This is a genomic window from Amycolatopsis sp. NBC_01286 (genome assembly GCF_035982555.1).
Taxonomy (GTDB): Bacteria; Actinomycetota; Actinomycetes; order Mycobacteriales; family Pseudonocardiaceae; genus Amycolatopsis.
In genome coordinates, this window is record NZ_CP108428.1 from 2,526,382 (window position 1) to 2,545,749 (window position 19,368).

General features: G+C 71.3%; 20 protein-coding genes and 1 pseudogene. 13 read left to right on the forward strand and 8 right to left on the reverse strand.

Going from position 1 to position 19,368, the window contains the following annotated elements; all coding sequences use genetic code 11:
• Positions 1-30: 30 nt before the first annotated feature.
• The 5 genes from OG570_RS12245 to OG570_RS12265 all read right to left on the reverse strand — a co-directional run bounded on the left by OG570_RS12245 (position 31) and on the right by OG570_RS12265 (position 4,838).
• Positions 31-570 carry a DUF305 domain-containing protein gene (locus tag OG570_RS12245; protein WP_326956563.1) on the reverse strand — a complete coding sequence of 180 codons (540 nt, stop codon included), beginning with the start codon at positions 568-570 and terminating at the stop codon, positions 31-33.
• Positions 567-1,328, reverse strand: a complete 762-nt coding sequence (locus OG570_RS12250; protein ID WP_326945258.1) for a lytic polysaccharide monooxygenase — start codon at positions 1,326-1,328, stop codon at positions 567-569. The genes OG570_RS12245 and OG570_RS12250 overlap by 4 nt, the downstream gene beginning before the upstream one ends.
• Before the next feature lie 146 nt (positions 1,329-1,474).
• Positions 1,475-2,179 (reverse strand): dienelactone hydrolase family protein, encoded by a 705-nt coding sequence (locus OG570_RS12255; protein ID WP_326956564.1) that lies wholly within the window; start codon positions 2,177-2,179, stop codon positions 1,475-1,477.
• Positions 2,180-2,200: 21 nt separating this feature from the next.
• Complete coding sequence (locus OG570_RS12260) at positions 2,201-3,304, reverse strand: globin domain-containing protein (protein ID WP_247059355.1); 1,104 nt, start codon at positions 3,302-3,304, stop codon at positions 2,201-2,203.
• Positions 3,305-3,662: 358 nt separating this feature from the next.
• On the reverse strand, positions 3,663-4,838 hold the full coding sequence (locus OG570_RS12265; RefSeq protein ID WP_326956565.1) for a globin domain-containing protein: 1,176 nt from the start codon (positions 4,836-4,838) through the stop codon (positions 3,663-3,665).
• A 320-nt stretch (positions 4,839-5,158) separates the two neighbouring features.
• Between OG570_RS12265 and OG570_RS12270 the strand changes: the two genes are divergently transcribed.
• The 3 genes from OG570_RS12270 (at position 5,159) to clpB (ending at position 9,622) form a co-directional block, all read left to right on the forward strand.
• Positions 5,159-5,644, forward strand: a complete 486-nt coding sequence (locus OG570_RS12270) for a MarR family winged helix-turn-helix transcriptional regulator (RefSeq protein WP_326945256.1) — start codon at positions 5,159-5,161, stop codon at positions 5,642-5,644.
• Between the two features lie 99 nt (positions 5,645-5,743).
• Positions 5,744-6,931 (forward strand): MFS transporter, encoded by a 1,188-nt coding sequence (locus OG570_RS12275; RefSeq protein WP_326956566.1) that lies wholly within the window; start codon positions 5,744-5,746, stop codon positions 6,929-6,931.
• 96 nt (positions 6,932-7,027) lie between these two features.
• Positions 7,028-9,622, forward strand: coding sequence for an ATP-dependent chaperone ClpB (gene clpB / locus OG570_RS12280; RefSeq protein WP_247059351.1), 2,595 nt, complete (start codon positions 7,028-7,030; stop codon positions 9,620-9,622).
• 32 nt (positions 9,623-9,654) lie between these two features.
• On the opposite strand, the gene OG570_RS12285 is transcribed toward clpB, so the two are convergent.
• The gene (locus OG570_RS12285; RefSeq protein WP_326956567.1) at positions 9,655-10,284 is read right to left on the reverse strand and encodes an SDR family NAD(P)-dependent oxidoreductase; all 630 of its coding nucleotides are present in this window, start codon (positions 10,282-10,284) and stop codon (positions 9,655-9,657) included.
• On the opposite strand from OG570_RS12285, the pseudogene OG570_RS12290 reads away from it, so the two are divergent.
• A pseudogene (locus OG570_RS12290) lies at positions 10,283-10,516 on the forward strand (MarR family winged helix-turn-helix transcriptional regulator); the annotation flags it as partial. The gene OG570_RS12285 and the pseudogene OG570_RS12290 sit on opposite strands and share 2 nt — an antisense overlap.
• Positions 10,517-10,798: 282 nt before the next feature.
• Positions 10,799-11,557, forward strand: a complete 759-nt coding sequence (locus OG570_RS12295; RefSeq protein ID WP_326959992.1) for a hypothetical protein — start codon at positions 10,799-10,801, stop codon at positions 11,555-11,557.
• Positions 11,558-11,562: 5 nt separating this feature from the next.
• Here OG570_RS12295 and OG570_RS12300 read toward each other — a convergent pair whose 3' ends face one another.
• Positions 11,563-12,261: a hypothetical protein gene (locus tag OG570_RS12300; RefSeq protein WP_326956568.1), complete on the reverse strand. Its 699-nt coding sequence runs from the start codon at positions 12,259-12,261 to the stop codon at positions 11,563-11,565.
• A gap of 69 nt (positions 12,262-12,330) precedes the next feature.
• Here OG570_RS12300 and OG570_RS12305 point away from each other — a divergent pair, with 69 nt between their 5' ends.
• From OG570_RS12305 to pyrE, 4 genes are all read left to right on the forward strand, one after another.
• The gene (locus OG570_RS12305; RefSeq protein ID WP_442788266.1) at positions 12,331-13,164 is read left to right on the forward strand and encodes an SDR family NAD(P)-dependent oxidoreductase; all 834 of its coding nucleotides are present in this window, start codon (positions 12,331-12,333) and stop codon (positions 13,162-13,164) included.
• Between the two features lie 75 nt (positions 13,165-13,239).
• Complete coding sequence (locus OG570_RS12310; protein WP_247059342.1) at positions 13,240-14,001, forward strand: ABC transporter ATP-binding protein; 762 nt, start codon at positions 13,240-13,242, stop codon at positions 13,999-14,001.
• Positions 14,001-16,514, forward strand: a complete 2,514-nt coding sequence (locus OG570_RS12315; protein WP_326956570.1) for an FtsX-like permease family protein — start codon at positions 14,001-14,003, stop codon at positions 16,512-16,514. Before OG570_RS12310 ends, OG570_RS12315 begins: the two co-directional genes overlap by 1 nt.
• Before the next feature lie 27 nt (positions 16,515-16,541).
• Positions 16,542-17,108 (forward strand): orotate phosphoribosyltransferase, encoded by a 567-nt coding sequence (gene pyrE / locus OG570_RS12320; protein ID WP_326945248.1) that lies wholly within the window; start codon positions 16,542-16,544, stop codon positions 17,106-17,108.
• 36 nt (positions 17,109-17,144) lie between these two features.
• On the opposite strand, the gene OG570_RS12325 is transcribed toward pyrE, so the two are convergent.
• The gene (locus OG570_RS12325; RefSeq protein ID WP_247059337.1) at positions 17,145-17,333 is read right to left on the reverse strand and encodes a CsbD family protein; all 189 of its coding nucleotides are present in this window, start codon (positions 17,331-17,333) and stop codon (positions 17,145-17,147) included.
• 157 nt (positions 17,334-17,490) lie between these two features.
• Between OG570_RS12325 and OG570_RS12330 the strand changes: the two genes are divergently transcribed.
• The 4 genes from OG570_RS12330 to OG570_RS12345 are packed head-to-tail and all read left to right on the forward strand — an operon-like array spanning position 17,491 to position 19,302.
• Complete coding sequence (locus tag OG570_RS12330) at positions 17,491-18,057, forward strand: RNA polymerase sigma factor (protein ID WP_247059336.1); 567 nt, start codon at positions 17,491-17,493, stop codon at positions 18,055-18,057.
• Entirely contained in the window at positions 18,048-18,650 is a 603-nt protein-coding gene (locus OG570_RS12335) for an Asp23/Gls24 family envelope stress response protein (protein WP_326945247.1), read from the forward strand. The genes OG570_RS12330 and OG570_RS12335 overlap by 10 nt, the downstream gene beginning before the upstream one ends.
• Complete coding sequence (locus OG570_RS12340; protein ID WP_326945246.1) at positions 18,647-19,009, forward strand: Asp23/Gls24 family envelope stress response protein; 363 nt, start codon at positions 18,647-18,649, stop codon at positions 19,007-19,009. The genes OG570_RS12335 and OG570_RS12340 overlap by 4 nt, the downstream gene beginning before the upstream one ends.
• Entirely contained in the window at positions 19,006-19,302 is a 297-nt protein-coding gene (locus tag OG570_RS12345; RefSeq protein ID WP_326956571.1) for a hypothetical protein, read from the forward strand. The genes OG570_RS12340 and OG570_RS12345 overlap by 4 nt, the downstream gene beginning before the upstream one ends.
• Positions 19,303-19,368: the final 66 nt, after the last annotated feature.

Here is a 19,368-nt window from a genome sequence, read left to right on the forward strand (position 1 = left end):
GGCCTTCACGGCTTTCAAGCCCCGGGCGCGTCAGGGCTTGAAGTTCAGCAGCTGCTTCACCTCGGCGCTGCGCGACTCGATGACCCGGCGGGCCAGGTCGCGGGCCTGGGCGTTGACACCGCCGCTCGTGCCGTTCTCCGTCTGGGCCAGCTCGACGGCTCCTTGCTGCTGACCCGTCAGGACGTCCAGGAACTTGCGGCCGAACTCCGTGTCCGGTGCGGTCTTCAGCGTGCCGACCAGGTCCGGGGCGGTCATCTGCATGCCGCCGTGGCCGGCGTGGGCCGCCGGGTTCATGTCCATCGTCTCCGGCTGGTTCCAGCTGCTCAGCCAGCTCTTCATGTCGTTGATCTCGGTCTGCTGCGTCGACTCGATCGCCGCCGCCAGGACCTTCAGGTCCGCGGGCAGCTGCCGCGTCTGCGCCAGCCGGGCGATCTCGATGCCCTGCTGGTTCTGGGGAATCAGCATCTGCAGGAACATCACGTCGGCCGCGTTGTACGCCGGGGCGGCCGCCGTCGCGCCGCTGCCGCATCCGGCCAGCAGCAGTGCGACGGCGACCAGCAGGAACCTCACTGGCGCTGCCAGAGGGCCGGGGTGTTCGGCGGCTCCCAGCCCGCGATCGCCGTGTGCGGCTGGAGGCAGCGGTAGCTCGCGCCGCCGTACGTGACGACGTCACCGGCCTTGTACGCCGTGCCCGCGGCCCACGTTCCGCCGGCCGGCGGGGTCGTCGTCGGGGGCGGGGTCGTGGTGGGCGGCGGGGTCGTGGTCGGCGGCGGCGTGGTGGTGGGCGGCGGGGTCGTCGTGCCGCCACCACCGATCTGGAGGTCGACGCAGCTGTAGAACGCGTTGGACGTGTCCGAGATGTTCCAGATGGCCAGCACCTTCACCCGGCCTGAATAGCCCGAGAGGTTCACCGTGTGCGACAGCGTCGCCGGCGGCTGCTGGTTGTTGCCGGGGAACGTCGCGACGCGGGTGTTGCCGATGTAGTAGTCGTAGCTCGACGTGGCGTGCCGGGCGGTGAACACCCAGTTGAACGTCACCGTCGTGCCGACGGACTTGGCCGGCCACGGCTTCGACTCGTCGGCCAGCTCGGCGAACTGGGACAGCCCGCCGTTGCAGCTGCGCAGGCCCTTCGGGCCCTCGACGCTCTGGGGTTCGTAGACGATCTGCCCGCAGTTCGGCACCTTCCCCGCCGCGCAGTTGGCCTGCCTGCTGGGTGGGTCGGAGATGTAACCGTGGGCACTGGCTGAGGCGGCAGGGAGGACGACCACCAGCACCGGCGCGAGGATCGCACCGGCGGCGGCCGCCAAGAACTTGCGCTTCAAGGTCATTTCGGCTCCTCGAAGGGGGAACGACGTCGTTCCGGAGGGAGGGCGAACGAGCACATCCGGGGGAGATGTGGTCTAGACCATAAGTTGATTCGGGCACAACGGTCAACGAACTACCGCCATTCGGCGGTTTTCCTGCTCCGGTCGGCTCAGCGCGAAGGTCGGTCCAGGTGTTCACCGAAGAAGTCCGTCACCCGGCGCCACGCGTCCTCGGACGCTTCGTGGTGGTAGGTGAAGCCGACGACCTTGAGCAGCAGGTTCAGCGGCGCCGCGACGTCGATCTTGTTGGCGAACCCGTGACTGGCGCCCGGGTACTCCTTGACGTCGTGCGGGACCTCACGCTCGGTGAGCGCCGTCTCGAGTTTCGCGGCCGCGCCGCGCAGGCCGAAGTCCTTCTGGCCGAAGCTCGCGACGATCGGGCAGGCGTCGTCCAGCACGGACAGGTTCTTCGGCAGCTGGCCGTAGTAGGGCGCGGACGCTTGGAAGCCGCGTGACGCCGCCACGAGCGCGAAGCCGCCACCCATGCAGAACCCGGCGATGCCGATCCGGCCGCTGCAGTCCGGGCGCGCGGCCAGGAGCGCGCGGGACGCCTCGATGTCGTCGAACGCCTGGCCCCGGTTCGCGAACATGTCCGAGAACACGCGCCGCACGCACCGGCGCATGCCGCCGCGCGAGTACAGGTCGGGGCTGAGGGCCAGGAAGCCCTCGCCGGCGAAGCGGTCGGTGATGTTGCGGGTGTCCTGGCTCAGCCCGAACGCGTCGTGGATGAGCACCACGCCCGGGTGCGGCCCCGCTCCCTCGGGTTCCGCCAGGTAACCGCCGATGCCGCCCGAAACCGGAATAGTCGTCTCCATATCGGCGACGATAGCGAGCGATCAGTCGAGCGTGAACGGGTCGTACGATATTCGTTCCAGATCGACGCCCTTGGTCAGCAGTTTCGCAATCGTCGCCTGGATCATCTGCGGAGATCCGGAAACGAGCACGTCGTGGTTCTTCCACGTGCCGCGCTGGGTCACTGCGTGGGCGAGCGTGCCGCGGTCGCCGCCGGACAAAGCGCCCTCTTCGGTAACCGGGGTTACCGTAAGCCACTTCGACGTAGCGCTCAGCCGTCGCAAATCTTCCAGTGCGTAGAGATCTTCCGGTCTGCGGCCACCGAAGAACAGGTGCACCGGCGGGTTCCGCTTCCACCGCTGGAGGTCGTCGAGGATGGCGAGCAACGGCGTGAGCCCGGTGCCGCCGGCGATCATCAGCAGCCGTTTCTTCGTGGTGCTCGGCCGTACGCTCAGCGCGCCCATCGACGGCCCGAGCCGCCAGACGTCACCCTGCTTGGTGTGGTTGACGATGGCGCCGCTGACCCAGCCGCCCGGCACGGTCCGCACGTGGAAGGTGAGCTGGCCGTCGCCGCGAGGCGCGTTCGCCGGCGAGAGGTACCGCCACAACCGCGGTCGTTGCGGCACCTCCACGCTGACGTAACCGCCGGCGCGGTACGGGAGCAGGCCCTCGGTCTGCACCTTGACCAGCGCGACGTCGCGGGTGAGCTTCCGGTGCTCGAGCACGGTCGCCGACCACGACGCCGGCCCGGTCTCGGCCTGGGCGGCCTCGCGCATGGTCTTGGCGATGATCCCGTACGCCGTGGACCACGCGGACTCCACTTCGGGCGTCCACTTGTCCTTGAGGAACCGCTTCAGCGCCGCGAGCAGGGCGATCCCGACGGCGTCGTAGTGGCGCGCGACGACCGCGAACTTGCGGTGGTCGCGGCCCAGCTGGCCGAGGAAGGTGACGAGCTCGTCCGGCCGGTCGACCATCTGCACGACGTACACCAGCGCGCGCAGCAGCCTGCTGCGCTGGGTCGTCATGGAGACCGGGAACAGGTCACGGCAATCGGGCGCGACCACGAACAACGCACCGTAGAAGTACTGCGCGAGTTCGTCGGCTTTCGCCTCGACCACCGCAAAACTTTCCCGGATCAGCCGGGCCATCTCTCGGCCCTCTCCAGCCGAAACGGGAACGGGGGTGGACACGGGCAGGGTGGGGATCTTCACGGATTCAGCAGTCATCGGGAACGGTTTTCTCCAGTCGTGCATGGCTTTGTGGCGCCGTCCACGCGGCACAGCTGTAGCGGTACCGCCCCCGAGGGTTCCCGACTGTAGGCGCATTCCCGTGCAGATGCGCGTGATTCCGCGCGTTCCCCTCGAACGGAGCAATTTCGCCACGCGCGGTCAACCCGGCCTGGCACTGCGTAAAAACGATCACCCGGAAGGATTCACGAAAACCCGTAACAATTGCCGAAGTGCAACCGACTCATTCATCGGACGAGTGCGTCACCATTGTCGGGCGCTAGTCGATCGTGAACGGGTCGTACTGGATCTGGTCCAGCGCGCTGCCCGCGACGAGCATCCGCGAGACGGTCGCCCGGATCATCGCCGGCGAGCCGGAGACGAGGATGTGGTGCCCCGGCCAGGAGCCGTAGCGCGTGACGGCCTCGGCGAGCGTGCCCTGCTCGAACCCGGGGACGTCGCCGCCGCGCTCCACCACCGGCGTCACGTTCAGCCAGGGGTTGATGGAGGCGAGCGCACGCAGTTCTTCGAGGTCGTAGAGGTCCTCGCGGGCCGCGCCGCCGTAGAAGAGGCGCACCTTGGGGTTCTCGCCCCACAGCGCGAGGTGGTCGAGGATCGAGCGCAGCGGCGCGATGCCGGTGCCGCCGGCGATCATCAGCACGTTCCGCGCGGCCTCGCGGTCGACCGCCAGCCGGCCCAGTGGCGGCCCGAGCCGCCAGACGTCGCCGGGCTGCGTGTGGCTGACGATGGCGCGCGATACCCAGCCGCCGTCGACGGCGCGGACGTGGAACTCGATGCCGCCGTCCTCGCGCGGCGCGTTCGCCGGGGACAGGTAGCGCCACAGCCGCGGCCGCTGCGGCACTTCGACGCTCATGTACTGGCCGGGGTGGTAGGGCACCAGCTGGTCCGGGACGAGCCGCACCAGGGCGAGGTCCCACGTCAGCCGCCGGTGCTCGACGACGGTGGCGTGCCACGACGGCGGGTTCTGGTCGGCCGCGGCGGCGTCCTGCATGGCGCGCGCGGCGATGGTGAACGCCTCGGCCCAGGCCCGCTCGACCTGGGGCGTCCACTCCCGGCCGAGGTGGTTCTTCAGCGACGCCAGCAGCGCCGTGCCGACGGCTTCGTAGTGCCGGGGCGCCACGCCGAACTTCCGGTGGTCGCGCCCCAGCTGCCGCAGGAACGGCGCCAGGTCGTCGGGCCGGTCGACCATCTGCACGATGTGCACCAGCGCGCGCACCAGCCGGCCGCGCTGGATCTCCATGTTGATCGGGAAGAAGTCGCGCGTGGTCGGCGCCAGGGTGAACAGCATCCCGTAGAAGAACTGGGAGATGTCCGCGATGTACGGCTCGGACCTGGCCCAGCTGTCCCGGATGAGCTGGACCATCGCGGTGACGGCCGGGGGTGCCTCGCGCGAGGTCGAGGAGCGGGGGAGCGGGCTGACCGAGTCGGCTGTCATGGGCCGGGGTTCGCCGGTCGGGGACGGAGGGTGGGCGGCACCCGGTCGGTCACCGCCGGTCCGGGCACGACGACGGCAGTTCCGCGCACAGCCGCCTCCCGGTGTCCATCGCTTCCGCCCAGTCACTCCGCGCACGCTTCGTGCGCGGCCCGTCCGCAGGGTAGCGGCCGGGCGCCCTTTTGCCCGCATTGTTGCTCCGACCGGGTGTATTGCCGCCAGTGTCGGCGTGGGGGACCTCACCGGGCCGATGCTTGCCCTGCGCAAGTGTCCGGCAATAAACTTGTATTGCACAACTAACAGGCAGTACCGGGAGGGCTCCGATGAGTTTCGACGACACCGAGGACGACGTCCGGGTCGAGCTCATGCGTGAGCTGAAAACCGCGTCCCAGCTGCAGCACGCCTGGATCATGCAGGCCTGGCAGGACGCGCCGGGGCTGCACCCCGCGGCCGCGATGCTGCTGTCGGACCTGGCGAAGAACGGCGAGGCGCGGCCCTCCGAGCTGGCGAAACGCCGGTTCGTCGACCTGTCCGTCGTCAGCAGGCAGATCACCCAGCTCTCCGCCGCCGGGCTGATCGACCGCCGTCCCGCGCCCGAGGACGGCCGGGCGACGCTGGTGAGCGTCTCCGAGAAGGGCCGCGCGGAGCTCGCCAACTGGCGGACCAACTACCTCGAGTTCATGGAGCAGGCCCTCGGCGGCTGGGACGACGCCCGCGTCACCGACCTCACCGGGCGGCTCGCGGAGATGAACACCGACCTCCGCCGCGCGCTCGGCAGCGTGGCGTGTCTCGCTGACACGACCAAGTGACGGACGGGCAATCGGTCACACCGCCAGTTGCATTCGGCGTGACCGATTGTCTCCGTTCGGTCCTGACTTCCCGGTGCTGACCAGAGCTAACGTCGATGGGTGACGCGTAGCCGGGTCGCACTGCTGTGCGCGTTGGGGATCGACAACTTCGGCTCAGGTCTGTTTCTCCCGCTCGCCCTGGTCTACGTGACCCAGGTGGTCGGCGTGCCGCTCGCCGTCGCGGGCACCGCGGTCACCCTCGGCACGGTCGGCGGCCTGGTCGTGCCGCCGCTGGCCGGACGGCTGGTGGACCGCGTCGGGCCGCGCGTCGTCGTCATCTGCGCCCAGCTGCTGCAGGCCGCCGGCGCCGGCGCGTACCTGGTGGCCGACGGCGCCGGGGCCGTGGTGTTCGCCGCGGTCCTGCTCGCCGCCGGGCAGCAGCTGTTCTACAGCTCCCTGTTCGTGCTCATCGCCGACGTCGCGGGCGACGTCCCGAAGGATCGGCCGTTCGCCGAGGTGGGGATGGTGCGGGCCGGCTGCTTCGGCCTCGGCGGGCTGGTGGCGGGAGTGCTGCTGACCTGGCAGGGGCTGGCCGGGTACCGGGTCGCGCTCCTGCTGGACGTCGGCACGTTCGTCGTCGCCGCCGGCATCCTCGGCTTCTGCGTCCAGCTCGTGCGACCGCACCAGAGGGACTGCGAGCGGCCCGCGCGGGTGCTGCGCAACCGGCCGTACCTCGCGTTGATCCTGTTCAGCGGCCTGTTCGGGCTCTCGCTCGAGTTCTTCCTGATCGGCACGCCGGTGTTCGTCCTCGACCGGCTGCACGGCCCGGCCTGGCTGCCGGGCGCGATCCTCGCCCTGCTCACCGTGCTGACCAGCGTCGGCGGCACGCTCGCGCTGCGGCTCACGGCGAAGCTGACCCGGATCGGCGCGATGCGGGCCGGCTCGGCGTTGTTCTCCGCGTGGTGCCTGGTCAGCCTGGGCGTGCTGCTCGTCCCCGAAGGCTGGCGGGTGGTCTACCTGCTGGTCTCGACGCTGGTGTTCGCCGCCGGCGACCTGGTCTTCGGGCCGCGCTCGGGGGCGCTCGCCGAGGCTGCGGCACCTCCGGACGCCCGTGGACGTTATCTCGCTGCGTACCAGTACGCGTTCACCATGGCGCAGGTCCTCGCGCCCGCTGTGGTGGCCTTGTTCTCGGTCGCCGACTGGTTACCCTGGGTGCTGGTCGGGGTGTGCGCCGGGCTCGCCGTCGCCGGGCTCGGGACGCTCGCGCCCCGGCTGCCGGCGGACGCGGTCGCACCCGGCCAAAGTTGAGCGGAACAGACTCAAGTCTTCGTGCGTTGTAGAGATTGACGGGCTTCGGTCAGGCCTGTCACCAGGACTTTCTTGTAATCGAGCATGAGGTGAGGGATGGACGCTTTCAACCCGACCACGAAGACCCAGCAGGCGATCTCGTCCGCGGCGCAGGCGGCCACCATGGCCGGCAACCCGCACGTGTCGGCCGCCCACCTGCTGGGCGCCCTGCTGGCGCAGGGTGAGGGGCTGACCGCACCGCTGCTGACCGCGGTCGGGGCCGACCCGGGGGTGGTGCACAAGGAGCTCGAGCCGATCACCGCGGCGCTGCCGTCGGCGACCGGTGCGACCGTGTCGAGCCCGCAGTTCGACACCTTCGCCGTGAAGTCGCTGACGCACGCCCAGAAGCTGGCGACCGAGCTGGGCGACGAGTACGTCTCGACCGAGCACCTGCTGGTCGGGCTGGCCACCGAGGGCGGCCAGGTGGCCGACCTGCTCAAGCGGCACGGCGCCACCCCGGACGCGCTGCGTGAGGCGTTCGCCAAGGTTCGCGGCTCCGCCCGGATCACCAGCGCGGACCCGGAGAGCACGTTCAAGGCGCTGGAGAAGTACGGCGTCGACCTGACCGCGCGCGCCCGTGCCGGCGAGCTCGACCCGGTCATCGGCCGGGACACCGAGATCCGCCGGGTCGTGCAGGTGCTGTCGCGGCGCACGAAGAACAACCCGGTCCTGATCGGCGAGCCGGGCGTCGGCAAGACGGCGATCGTCGAGGGCCTGGCCCAGCGCATCATCGCCGGTGACGTCCCCGAGTCGCTGCGCGGCAAGCGCGTCATCGCCCTCGACCTCGGGTCGATGGTGGCCGGCGCAAAGTTCCGCGGCGAGTTCGAGGAGCGGCTGAAGGCCGTGCTCAAGGAGATCACCGACTCCGCGGGCGAGGTCGTCACCTTCATCGACGAGCTGCACACCATCGTCGGCGCCGGCGCGACCGGTGAGGGCGCGATGGACGCGGGCAACATGATCAAGCCGATGCTCGCCCGCGGTGAGCTGCGGATGGTCGGCGCGACCACGCTCGACGAGTACCGCCAGCACATCGAGAAGGACGCCGCCCTGGAGCGGCGCTTCCAGCAGGTGCTGGTCGGCGAGCCGTCGCCGGAGGACACCATCGCGATCCTTCGCGGGCTGAAGGAGCGCTACGAGGTGCACCACGGCGTCCGGATCACGGACGCCGCCCTGGTCGCCGCGGCGACGCTGTCCGATCGCTACATCACCGCGCGCTTCCTGCCGGACAAGGCCATCGACCTGGTCGACGAGGCCGCGTCCAAGCTGCGCATGGAGATCGACTCGCGGCCGGTGGAGATCGACGAGGTCGAACGCGCTGTGCGCCGACTCGAGATCGAGGAGATGGCGCTCGCCAAGGAGAGCGACGCGGCTTCGAAGGACCGGCTCAGCGCGTTGCGCGCCGAGCTGGCCGAGAAGCGCGAGACGCTGACCGCGCTGACCGCGCGCTGGCAGAACGAGAAGGGCTCCATCGAGAAGGTCCGCGAGCTCAAGGAGCAGCTGGAACAGCTGCGCGGCGAGTCCGAGCGCGCCGAGCGCGACGGTGACCTTGGCAAGGCCGCCGAGCTGCGCTACGGCCGGATCCCGGCGCTGGAGAAGGAGTTCGAGGCCGCGACGGCCGCGAACGAGGCGAGCCAGCAGAACGTGATGCTCAAGGAAGAGGTCGGCGCCGACGACGTCGCGGACGTCGTGGCCGCGTGGACCGGCATCCCGGCGGGACGGCTGCTCGAGGGCGAGACCGGCAAGCTGCTCCGGATGGAAGAGGAGCTGGGCCGGCGGGTCATCGGCCAGCCCGAAGCCGTGCAGGTCGTGGCGGACGCGGTGCGCCGCGCCCGGGCCGGCGTCGCCGACCCGGACCGGCCGACCGGGTCGTTCCTGTTCCTCGGCCCGACCGGCGTCGGCAAGACCGAGCTGGCCAAGGCGCTGGCGGAGTTCCTCTTCGACGACGAGCGGGCGATCCAGCGGATCGACATGAGCGAGTACGCCGAGAAGCACTCGGTGGCGCGCCTGGTCGGCGCCCCGCCGGGGTACGTCGGGTACGACCAGGGCGGGCAGCTGACCGAAGCCGTCCGGCGCCGGCCGTACTCGGTGGTGCTGCTCGACGAGGTCGAGAAGGCCCACCCGGACGTCTTCGACGTGCTGCTGCAGGTCCTCGACGACGGGCGGCTGACCGACGGCCAGGGCCGGACGGTCGACTTCCGGAACACCATCCTGATCCTGACGTCGAACCTCGGCTCGCAGGCCATCGCCGACCCGAACCTGGACGAACGCCAGCGGCGGGACGCGGTGCTGGACGTGGTGCAGCGGCAGTTCAAGCCGGAGTTCCTCAACCGGCTCGACGACATCGTCGTGTTCCACTCGCTCGGCACCGAGCAGCTGACGTCCATTGTGGACATCCAGGTGGCCCGGCTGGCCGCGCGGCTGGCCCAGCGCCGGCTGCACCTGGAGGTCACCGACGGCGCCCGCGAGTGGCTCGCCCTCAACGGCTTCGACCCGATCTACGGCGCCCGCCCGCTGCGGCGGCTGGTCCAGTCGGCGATCGGCGACAAGCTCGCGAAGGAACTGCTGTCGGGCGAAGTCCGTGACGGCGACACGGTCCGGGTCGACATCCCGGACATCGAGGCGGGCAACGCGCTGACGGTGACCCGCGTCTGATCCGCCACTCGGAAACCCCGAAAGTGCAAGTATCACCAGGCCAACCGGCGCTCGTCTTCGAAGACGGCGCCGGTTGGCCCGTTTTCGTCCACAGTGGCCAGCCGGATGGCCACTTCGGCGCCTTCTTCGGGAGTGCGGCTCCCGCGAAAGCCGTTGAAATCCGTGGCGACGTGACCGGGTGCGGCGCCGTTCACCTTGATCTTCGTGTCCGCGAGTTCCCGCGCGTAGTGCGCGGTCAGCGCGTTGAGGGCGGTCTTCGAACCGGAGTAGGACATGGACGGCTGCCCGGCCCAGGCCCCGTCTTCGCCGATCGAGCCGCGTTTGCTGGTCACGTTGACGATCCGGCCCGCGGGTGACCGCCGCAGCAGCGGCAGGAACGCGTTCGTCACGCGGACGACCGCGAACACGTTGGTCTCGTAGACCCGCCGCAGTGTCTCCGCGGTCTCGTCCGACGGCTTCCCGTACCCGCCCGCGTTGATCCCGGCGTTGTTCACCAGTACGTCCAGTTCCCCGATCGCCGCCACCGCGTTTTCGACGTCCTCGTCGGAAAGCACGTCGAGCCGGACGAACTTCGCGCCGATCTCCGCGGCGGCGGCCGCACCGCGGCCGACGTCACGCGCTCCCGAGTTGCCGCTCGTGGACCGGCTCAGCAAGGACGACATGGCGTTGTGGCACGCCTGGAAGCGCGCGGCCGAAACCGTGCGGGCCCGGGTCGTCGAGGACGTCGCCGCCGCGACCGAACTGTCCGATCCGGACTTCGGCGTGCTCACCCGCGTCGCCGAGGACGGGAAGGGGAGCCTGCGGCAGAACCAGCTCGCCGACTCGATGGGGTGGCACCGCAGCCGGTTGTCGCACCACCTGACCCGCATGGAGCAACGCGGGCTCGTGACGCGGCGGCCGGTCGACGGCGGGGTCGAGGTCGTCATCACCGACGCCGGCCGTGCCGGCGCCGGCCGCGCAGAAGGCGCACGTGCCTGCCGCCGCCGTGCGGGCTCACCTGGTCGAACCGCTCGGAAAGGCCGACCGGGCCACGTTCTTCGCGTGCCTTGCAGCCCTGGCCGAATCGTGCGATTAAGCGATTTGTCGACGTTGCAGGCGGGAAATGCTTCGAATGGGCGCGGCGACACGGGTACCGGCGATCATCTCTTCGGCGTAGCAGGCGATACGCTGACGATCGTGGGTATTCCGGCGTGGATCTGGTTCGTCATCGCGGCCGTCGCCCTGGTGGCGGGGCTGGGGCTGCTCGCCGCCGATCGGGCGAAGGAGGGCTCGCGCAACCGCGAGCGCATGCGCTGGGCACAGTTGCGCGGCTGGCAGTTCGTCGAAGAGGACGAGCGGCTGCCGCAGCAGTGGTCCAACGGTGCGATCGGCTACTTCGGCGCGGACGCCGCCGTCAACGTCGTCGCGGGCTCGACCTTCACCTCCGACGGCCGCCGCCCGGTGTTCATCTTCGACATCGAGTCCGAGGGGCAGATCCCGGCCGTCGTCGTCGCGGTGCGCTGCAACAAGAAGCACAAGATCCCGATCGAGATGTGGCTGTCCAGCGTGCCGTTCCAGCGCGCCGACATGCCCGAGATGCTCGGCCCGATCGGCTCCCGCTACGCCTTCGCGGACGACGCCGACGGCGCCCGCGCGGTGATCACCCAGGAGCTCGTCGACGCCGCGGACCAGCTCGGCGGCGACGTCGGCGTGGCCTGGCTCGAGAGCGAGTGGGTGCTCGCCAGCGTCGTCCCGACCGCGGGCCCGTCCCGCCTCGAGCGTCTGCTGCGCGACCTCGGCGAGATCGCGGACATCGTCGACCCGTTCGATGAGGACTACGACGCCGGTCGCCACCAGGCGAGCGCGCCGATCCCCGCCGTGGGTTCCGCGCCGGGCACCCCGGCCGCCGGGATCCCGGTGCAGCAGCCGCCGCCCGCGGACACCTCGCAGGACTAGCAGGACTAGAGGACCGGCCGGTCCAGCGCGCTCAGCGACACCGACGGGTGCTGGTCCAGCGTGCCGCGCACCGAGGTCGTGCCGCCCTGGACGTGAACCACGCGGTCGACGCCGAAGTCGCCGCCGAACGAACCCGATGACAGGCTCTGCGACGTTCTGACCAGGCCGGACGCCGGCCCCAGCGTGCCGCCCACCTCGTGCTTCTGGCCCACGTCGAGGACACCGGTGAAACTGCTGATGACGTGCTGCTCGGACGTCGTGCCGACCGCACCCAGCTGACCGAGGTCGACGGCCTGCCCGGACGAGCGGCGGGCGGCGATCCCGCCGGTGAGGTCTCCGGTGAACAGCCCGGTGTCGAGCTGCTCGGCGTGCTCGCTCAGGACGTCGACACCGTGGCCCAGCCAAACGCCCTGGTGGGCGCTCTCGGCGACACCCGCGCGTTCGCCGCCCGTGGCGACGGCCTCCGTGCGGTCGGCGGCGAGCCGCACGTCGCCGAGCCGCTTGCCGACGACGTCGCGGCGGGTCGCGGTGAGGGCGTCGCCGTCGTTGTTCAGCGTCGTGGTGTGCCGGTGGTCGATCGGCAGCGTCAGGTCGGACGGGGCGGCGAACGCCGAAACGGGGGCGGCGAAGAGGAGGGCGACGGGTGCCGCGCCGGCGGCGACCCTGGGCAGATAGCCGCTCTTGCGCCTGCTGTGCTTACCCATGCCGGGACGATAGCCCGGGCGCCAAACGGCTGCATCTCGGGCCCTGACCAGCGCGTATGGTTCACCCACATGACCACCACCAACGTCTTTGCCGGGGGTCCGGGTGGCGGCGCCCTCGGCCCGGGGCGAAGCCCCGGACATCACACCGCCGTGATCACCGGAGCCACCGCGGGCATCGGCGCGCAGTTCGCGCGCACGCTCGCCGCCGAGAAGTACGACCTGGTGCTCGTCGCCCGGGACGCCTCGCGGCTGGAGACCTACGCCGCCGAACTGCGCGAACGCCACGGCGTCGCCGTCGAGGTGCTGCCCGCCGACCTGTCCGAAGTGGACGGACGAACGGCCGTCGAGGAGCGGCTGGCCGCCGGCCCGGTCGACCTGCTCGTGAACAACGCCGGGTTCGGGCTGGGCGGCGACTTCTGGACCGTCTCGCCGGACGCGCTGCAGCGCCAGCTCGACGTCAACGTCACCGCCGTCCTGCGGCTGACCCGCGCGGTGCTGCCGGGCATGGTCGACCGCGGTCGCGGTGACGTCATCCAGGTCAGCAGCGTCGCGGGCTTCTTCAGCGGCCGCGGCTCGACCTACACCGCGAGCAAGAACTGGGTCACGTCGTTCACCGAGGGCATCGCCGCGTCGCTGCCGAAGGGCGTCCGGATGATGGCGCTCTGCCCGGGCTTCACCGCGACCGAGTTCCACGAGCGCGCCGGCCTCGACCGGCCGGGCCCGAAGATCGCCTGGCTGGGCGTCGAACAGGTGGTCGACGAGGCCCTCGCGGACCTGCGCCGCGGCAAGGTGATCTCGGTGCCGAGCCTGCAGTACAAGGTCGTCGTCGCGATCGGGGGCCTGCTCCCACGCGCGGTGCTGCGCAAGATCAGTGGCGGTTTCGGCGGCAAGGGCCGCACCTGAGTAGGGCTGTCCCTACCTTCGAAACGCGCGTCAGCACCAGGGAGGTCCGGGCGCTACCTGCCTAGCGTTCTTCCCATGACAACTGGGTGGCACGAGGCAGCCGACGCGGTCCGGCTCGAAGCCGTGCGCAAGGAGTACGGCGAAGGCGTGGTCGCGCTGGACGGGGTCTCGATCTCCTTCCCGCGCGGCGGTTTCACGGCTGTGATGGGCCCGTCGGGCTCGGGCAAGAGCACGTTCCTGCACTGCGCGGCGGGCCTCGACCGGCCGACGTCGGGGCGGGTCGTGCTCGACGGGCAGGACCTCGACGGCAAGAGCGAGACCTACCTGACCAAGCTGCGGCGCGACCGCGTCGGCTTCGTGTTCCAAGCGTTCAACCTGCTCCCGGCGCTGACGGTCGAGCAGAACGTCGTCCTCCCGCTGCAGCTGGCCGGGAAGCGCGCGGACAAGCGGCTCGTCTCGCGGATCCTCACGCACGTCGGGCTCGACGGCCGCCGCAAGCACCTGCCCGGCCAGCTGTCCGGCGGGCAGCAGCAGCGCGTCGCGATCGCGCGGGCCCTGGTCACCGACCCGGCCGTGCTGTTCGCCGACGAGCCGACCGGCGCGCTCGACACCCGCACCGCCGCCGACGTCCTCGGCCTGCTGCGCGAGTCCGTCCGGGCGTCCGGCCAGACGGTGATCATGGTGACGCACGACCCGGTCGCCGCGTCCCACGCCGACGACGTCGTGTTCCTGGCCGACGGCCGGATCGCCGGCCGGCTGGCCCGGCCGACCGCGGAAGCCGTCGCCGAGCGGATGACCCACCTCGGTGCCTGGGACCGGTCGGCGGTGCGGGCCTGATGTTCAAGCTGGCACTGCGCACCCTGCGCCTGCGCAAGGGCGCCTTCCTGGCGACGTTCGTCGCCGTCTTCTTCGGCGCGGTGATCGTCTCCGCCTGCGGTGGCCTGATGGAGTCGGGCATCCGCTCCGAGACGCCGGTGCAGCGGCTGGCCGCGGCGCCGATCGTCGTCGGCGGGCAGCAGACGCTCAAGCTGCCGGAGGACGACCCGGCGACCCTCGACCCCGAGGACAAGCACAAGTTCGAGAACGGCACCCTGGCCGAGCGCGTCCGGGTCGACGCCGCGCTGGCCGACCGCATCCGCGCGGTCCCCGGTGTCACGAACGTCGTCGGCGAGGTCAGCTTCGCCGCGCAGATCGGCTCCGCGAGCGCGCTCGGGCACGCCTGGGACTCGGCTGTGCTGACGCCGTACACGTTGCAGGGCCAGGCACCGCAGCCCGGTGAAGTTGTGGTGGACGCCGGGCTGGGGCTCGCTGTCGGCGCCACGCTGCCCGTCGCCGCGCACGGCGAGGTCGCCCAGTACCGCGTCTCCGGCATCGCCACCGCGCCGCAGCCGATGCGGGACGCGGCCGTGTTCTTCGCGCCTTCGGACGCCGAGCGCCTGGCCGGGCACCCCGGCCGGTTCGACACGATCGGCGTCTTCGGCGGTGACGTCGCCGCGGTGACGGCGGCGGTCGGCGACGCCGGTGTCGTCCTGACCGGCAGCGACCGGGGCCTGCTCGAGTTCCCGGAAGTCGACGCGGGCGGCGAGAACCTCATCGTGCTGTCCGCGGTGTCCGGCGGGCTGTCGGCGTCGGTCATGGTGTTCGTCGTCGCCGGGACGCTCTCGCTGTCGACGCAGCAGCGTCAGCGCGAACTCGCGTTGCTGCGCGCCATCGGCACGACCCCGCGCCAGCTGCGGCGGATGGTGCTCGGCGAGGCGCTGGTCGTCGGGCTGCTCGCGGTGGGGGCCGCGATCGCCCTCGGCCCGCTGCTCGGCCGGTGGCTGTTCGACCAGCTCGCGGCCAACCACGTCGTCCCCGACGTGCTGCGCTTCGAGCAGGGCTGGCTCCCGGCGACGGTCGCCGCGGGCGCGTCCCTGCTGGCCGTCGTCGGCGCCGCGTTCGTCGCGGGACGGCGCGCGTCGAAGGTCCGCCCGACCGAGGCGCTCGCCGAAGCCGCCGTCGAGCGGCGCTGGCTGACGCCGATCCGGCTGATCACGGCGATCCTGTGCTTCGGCGGCGGGACGGCGCTGGCGATCGTCACGGTCGCGGTGATGACCGGCCCGGTCGCGGCCAGCACGTCCGGCCCGGCCGTGATGCTGTGGGCGTTCGGCCTGGCGGCGATCAGCCCCGGCGTCACGAAGGTGATGGCGACGCTGCTGCGCTGGCCGCTGCAGGCGGTCACCGGTGTGGTCGGCCGCGTCGCGCTGCTCAACACCCGCGTCGTCGCGGTCCGGACGGCCGGCGCGGTCACGCCGATCATGCTCGCCGTCGGCATCGCGACCGCGAACATCTACCTGCAGACCACCCAGGAAGCCGTCTCGAACCAGGCCTACACCGAGGACCTGCGCGCGGACGCCGTCGTCGGCTCGGCCGGCGGGCTCGACCCGTCGGTGCTGGGCCGCGTGAGCGCGGTCCCGGGCGTCGCCGGGGTTTCGGAGTACGTCACGAGCACGGTGTTCATCGAGAAGCCGTACGAGTCGAACCAGGACAAGGACGGCTGGGCCTCGGTCGGCCTGACCGCGAGCGGGGCCGCGCAGACGGTCGCCACCCGGGTCACGGCCGGCAGCCTGGACGCGCTCACCGGCAACACGATCGCGCTGCCCGACACCCTCGCGACGTCGTTGAACCGGCACGTCGGCGACACGATGTCGCTGCGGCTCGGCGACGGCACGGCCGTCGACGTCCGGGTCGCGGCGATCGTCGCGCAGCGGGCCGGGTTCGAGAGCCTGCTGTTCCCCGCCGGGCTGCTCGCGCCGCACACGACCACCGGGCTCGTCCCGCAGCTGCTGGTCCGCGCCGCTCCCGGCGTCGACCCGGCGACGCTGGCTTCGCACCTCCGCGCGGCGACAGCGGGGTTGCCGGTGCAGATCGGCGACCGGGACACGCTGATCGCGGCGCACGCCAAGGGCAACGAGGTCGGCGCCTGGGTCAACTACCTGCTCGTCGGGATGATCATCGCGTACACCGTGATCTCCGTCGTCAACACGCTGGTGATGGCGACCGGCAAGCGGCGCCGCGAGTTCGGGCTGCAGCGGCTGAGCGGCTTCACCCGCGGCCAGGTGCTGCGGATGGCCGGCGTCGAAGGCGGGCTGATCGCGACCATCGCGATCCTGCTCGGCACGGCGACGGCAGCCGGCGCGATCGTCCCGTTCTGCCTCGTGGTGACCGGTTCCGTGCTGCCGCAGGGGCCGATCACGATCTACCTGACGGTGCTCGCCATCGCCGTAGTGCTTGCGCTGGTGGCGATCTTGGTCCCGGCCTGGGCGGCGACGCGCGGGCGTGCGGTCGACGCCACATCCATCGGGGAGTGAACCCGGTCGTGTGTAAGACTCACGGCCGTGGCGAACCCCGTTCTGGATCAAGCGGCGAAACTCGAACTGGCCAGGTTGGTCACCGATCTTTCCGTGGTGCACGGAAAAGTGACCCTGGCGTCCGGCAAGGAAGCCGACTACTACATCGACCTCCGGCGGGCGACGCTGCACCACGCGGCCGCGCCGTTGATCGGCAAGCTGCTGCGGCAGCTCACGGCGGACTGGGACTACGTGGCGGCCGGTGGGCTCACGCTCGGCGCCGACCCGGTCGCGCTGGCGATGCTGCACTCCGCGGCGACCGACGGTGTCGTGCTCGACGCGTTCGTCGTCCGCAAGGACACGAAGGCGCACGGGATGCAGCGGCGCATCGAGGGCATGGAGGTCCGCGGGCAGCGCGTGCTGGCCGTCGAGGACACCTCCACGACCGGCGGCAGCGTGCTCACCGCGGTGGCGGCGCTGCGTGAAGCCGGCGCCGACGTCATCGGGGTCGTGACGGTCGTCGACCGCGACACCGGCGCGCGCGAGGCCATCGAGAAGGAAGGCCTCGAGTACCGGTTCATCCTGGGCCTGGACGACCTGGGGCTGGAAGGCTGACGCGGGGCCGGGGGCGGCCGCGCGTCAGCCCCCGGCTCACTTCTTGCCGAAGAGGTCCTTCGCGGCGTCCTTGACGTGCTCGACGGCGTCCTTCAGGCCCGCCTTCGCCTGGTCGCCCTGGCCCTCGGCCTTCAGCTGCTCGTCGCCGGTGACGTTCCCGGCGGTCTCCTTGGCCTTGCCGCCCAGGTCCTCGGCCTTGTTGCTGATCTTGTCGCCCAGCGACATGGGACACCTCCCGATCCGTGGCACCCCGGTGGGTGCCTGGTGCCGGAAGGACCCCGGCGGTGATCTTTCGTCACGGATTCGCACGAGTGATGGCTGTCACCCACAATCAGTGCGTGACGTTTCCCGGGCTCCCGTGTCCTCTTGCCGAGGAGGTGCCGTGACGACGACCAGCGCGGATCCCGGCACGCCGCTCGACGACGCGACCCTGGTGGGCCGCGCGCGGGACGGCGACGTCCGGGCGTACGAACAGCTCGTGCTGCGCTACCAGGGCCCGATGTTCCGGCTCGCGGCGAAGATGCTTGCGAACCGCGGTGACGCCGAGGACGTCGTGCAGGAGGTGTTCCTCAACGCCTGGCGCAAGCTCGACCAGCTCGGCGAGGACGCCGCGTTCGTCGGCTGGCTCTACCGGGCCACGACGAACCGCTGCCTGAACGCCATCCGGGCGCGCCGGCCGCAGGCCGACGTCGATCTGGACACGGCGGAGTCGCCGCGTCGCGACCTCCAGCCGGAGCGGGCCGCGCAGGTGAGCGGCCAGCTCGCGGCGTTGAACACGGCCTTGGCGCAGCTCACCCCGGAACAGCGGGCGTGCTGGCTGCTGCGTGAGGTGCACGGCCGGTCCTACGAGGAGATCGGCGAAATCGTCGGCGTGAACGGCACCGCGGTGCGGGGCCGGATCGCGCGGGCCAGGGCACAGCTGGCGGAGGTGATGAAGCCATGGCGATGACGGACTACGAACTGCCCTGCGAACGCGATGTCGAGCAGGTGTGGGAGCGGCTCGACGCGGTCGGCGCCGGGCTGGCCGACGAGCACGAGCTGACCTGCCCGCACTGCCGGGCGGCGCGTGAAAGCCTGCTCGCGTTGCGCGAGGCGACGTCCGAGATGGTGGCCGAAGCGGACGCGCCGCCACCGGACCTGTTCGGCCGGATCATGTCGGCGGTCCGGGCCGAGGTGCGGCGCGGCTCGATGGTGCCGCTGCCGAGCCCGGAACCCGGGTCGGTCGAGATCAGCGAGCAGGCGGTGGCGGCGGTGCTGCGCTACGCGGCGGACACCGTCGTGGGCATCCGCGCCCGGCGCTGCCGGATCCACGACGACGGCGCGGGTGTCGTCGAAGTCCAGCTCACCCTCGCGGTGAGTCTGCGGAACGCTACGGGCGGTGAAGCGTTGTCGCTGGTGCGGGAGCGGGTGACCGCGGCGGCCGCGGCCCGGGTGGGCCTGACGCTGGCGAAGCTCGACCTGCTGGTGGACGACGTTTTTGAAGAGGACGCTGTCGAGGAAGACACTCTCGGCGAGGACACTGTCGGGGAGCCAGGGGAATGACTGTGGAGTACGTCATCGCCGACCCGGTGATCGCCAGTGTGGCGGCCCGGGCGGCGATCACCGCGCCGGGCGTGGTGCGGCTGGAGCCGGGCCTGCGGGGGCTGGTGACGGCGTGGACGCGGGCGGCCCGCCAGCGCTGGAAGGGCCTCGACCCGGCCCCGGCCGACGGCGTCCGCGTCCGCACGGTGGACGGCAGGCTGAGCGTCCAGGTGGACCTGATCGCGTCGGGCGCCGACCAGGCCGCGACGGTCGGCCGGTCGGTGCAGCGCGCGGTCAGCCGGTACGTCACCGCGCAGACCGGCCTGGTCGTCGACGAGGTGTCGGTGTCCATCATGGACATCGAAACGGCGAACCGGTGATCGCGGGCGAGGCGGTCGAGAAGATCATCGTCGCGATCAAGGGCATCCCGGGCCTCCGCCCGGCGACCCCGGTGTCCGCCGGCACGACGTGGCTCCCGGTGGACTGGGAAGGCATGGCGGTCGACCTGACGCCGGAACTGGTCCAGATCCGCCTGATCGCGTCCCGGCTGCCGATCCCGCCACTGCTGGACCGCGCGACGGAAGTCGTGCGCCCGGTGCTGGCGGGCACGGAGTGGGAGAACGCCCACCTGCGCTTGGTCGTCACCGACCTCGACGGCGCGGCCTTCGCCTGATCGCCCCCACACACATACCCCCACCGCTCCCTGGGGGGACGTCCCACGCCCAGCGTACCGGCGCCC

What these genes read in the sequence shown, in the direction of transcription:
- OG570_RS12250 (WP_326945258.1), bottom strand. Translation starts at nt 1,328, where the DNA reads ATGACCTTGAAGCGCAAGTTCTTGGCGGCCGCCGCCGGTGCGATCCTC.
- OG570_RS12255 (WP_326956564.1), bottom strand. Translation starts at nt 2,179, where the DNA reads ATGGAGACGACTATTCCGGTTTCGGGCGGCATCGGCGGTTACCTGGCG.
- OG570_RS12260 (WP_247059355.1), bottom strand. Translation starts at nt 3,304, where the DNA reads ATGGCCCGGCTGATCCGGGAAAGTTTTGCGGTGGTCGAGGCGAAAGCC.
- OG570_RS12265 (WP_326956565.1), bottom strand. Translation starts at nt 4,838, where the DNA reads ATGACAGCCGACTCGGTCAGCCCGCTCCCCCGCTCCTCGACCTCGCGC.
- OG570_RS12270 (WP_326945256.1), top strand. Translation starts at nt 5,159, where the DNA reads ATGAGTTTCGACGACACCGAGGACGACGTCCGGGTCGAGCTCATGCGT.
- clpB (WP_247059351.1), top strand. Translation starts at nt 7,028, where the DNA reads ATGGACGCTTTCAACCCGACCACGAAGACCCAGCAGGCGATCTCGTCC.
- OG570_RS12285 (WP_326956567.1), bottom strand. Translation starts at nt 10,284, where the DNA reads ATGTCGTCCTTGCTGAGCCGGTCCACGAGCGGCAACTCGGGAGCGCGT.
- OG570_RS12300 (WP_326956568.1), bottom strand. Translation starts at nt 12,261, where the DNA reads ATGGGTAAGCACAGCAGGCGCAAGAGCGGCTATCTGCCCAGGGTCGCC.
- OG570_RS12305 (WP_442788266.1), top strand. Translation starts at nt 12,331, where the DNA reads ATGACCACCACCAACGTCTTTGCCGGGGGTCCGGGTGGCGGCGCCCTC.
- OG570_RS12310 (WP_247059342.1), top strand. Translation starts at nt 13,240, where the DNA reads ATGACAACTGGGTGGCACGAGGCAGCCGACGCGGTCCGGCTCGAAGCC.
- OG570_RS12315 (WP_326956570.1), top strand. Translation starts at nt 14,001, where the DNA reads ATGTTCAAGCTGGCACTGCGCACCCTGCGCCTGCGCAAGGGCGCCTTC.
- OG570_RS12325 (WP_247059337.1), bottom strand. Translation starts at nt 17,333, where the DNA reads ATGTCGCTGGGCGACAAGATCAGCAACAAGGCCGAGGACCTGGGCGGC.
- OG570_RS12335 (WP_326945247.1), top strand. Translation starts at nt 18,048, where the DNA reads ATGGCGATGACGGACTACGAACTGCCCTGCGAACGCGATGTCGAGCAG.
- OG570_RS12340 (WP_326945246.1), top strand. Translation starts at nt 18,647, where the DNA reads ATGACTGTGGAGTACGTCATCGCCGACCCGGTGATCGCCAGTGTGGCG.